Source organism: Pseudomonas sp. GM55 (genome assembly GCF_000282395.1).
Classification (GTDB): Bacteria; Pseudomonadota; Gammaproteobacteria; order Pseudomonadales; family Pseudomonadaceae; genus Aquipseudomonas; species Aquipseudomonas fluorescens_CC.
Window position 1 is genome coordinate 1 of sequence record NZ_AKJJ01000160.1, and the last position, 1,076, is coordinate 1,076.

Here is a 1,076-nt window from a genome sequence, read left to right on the forward strand (position 1 = left end):
CAAGAAGCTTTCCAACTTTTGCGGCAGGAGAAATAGAGTGTTTTTTCAGGGGGATATGCATGGCCTGGACTGACGCCTTCGCTGGCAAGCCAGCTCCTACAGGTTGCGCGAAACCCTGTAGGAGCTGGCTTGCCAGCGAAGGGGCCGTGAGCGTCAGCGCAAAACTCAGGAATCGCGGCGCAAATCCGGCGGAATCGGCAGATCATCCTTGAGCGGATCCGGTCGCTTGCCCTTGCCCGCCCGGTACTGGCGGATCTGATAGACGTAAGCCAGCACCTGCGCAACCGCCAGATAGAGCCCGCCCGGAATCTCCTGCTCCAGCTCGGTAGAGTAGTAGATCGAGCGCGCCAGCGCCGGGGACTCCAGCAGCAGGATCTCGTTGGCCGCGGCGATTTCTCGAATTTTCAGGGCGAGGAAGTCGCTGCCCTTGGCAATGAGCATCGGCGCCCCACCCTTCTCCGGGTCGTACTTGAGCGCCACGGCGTAGTGCGTCGGGTTGGTGATGACCACGTCGGCCTCGGGAATGGCGGCCATCATCCGCCGCTGGGACATCTCGCGCTGCAGCTGTCGAATCCGCTGCTTGACCTCCGGTCGCCCCTCCTGATCCTTGTGCTCGTCACGCACTTCCTGCTTGGTCATCAGCAGTTTCTTGTGGCTTTCCCAGAGCTGCACCGGCACGTCCACCACGGCGATGAGGATCAGCCCGCAGGCCATCCACAAGGTGCTCCAGCCCACCACTTGCAGGCTGTGAATGATGGCCATGTCCAGGGGTTCATGGGCGATACGCAGCAGGTCATCGATGTCCGACGACAACACCGCCAGCGCCACGAACAGAATGATGATGAATTTGGCCAGAGCCTTGAGCAGCTCGACCAGCGACTTGGTCGAGAACATGCGCTTGAGCCCGGGGCCGGGGTTCAAGCGGCTGAACTTGGGCGCCATGGAACCCGCTGCGAACAGCCAGCCCCCCAGGGAAATCGGACCGATGATGGCGGCCAGCACCAACGTAATCATCACTGGCTGGATCGACCACAGGGCAATTTGCCCCGAGCGCATCAGGTAGGTGGCCATGGAGC

Annotated in this window: 1 protein-coding gene; it reads right to left on the reverse strand. The window is 61.6% G+C overall.

The window, feature by feature from the left end; genetic code table 11:
- Positions 1–165 precede the first annotated feature (165 nt).
- Positions 166–1,076: flagellar type III secretion system protein FlhB (gene flhB / locus PMI31_RS29375; protein WP_008023864.1), on the reverse strand; the 911-nt coding region annotated here is incomplete at its 5' end.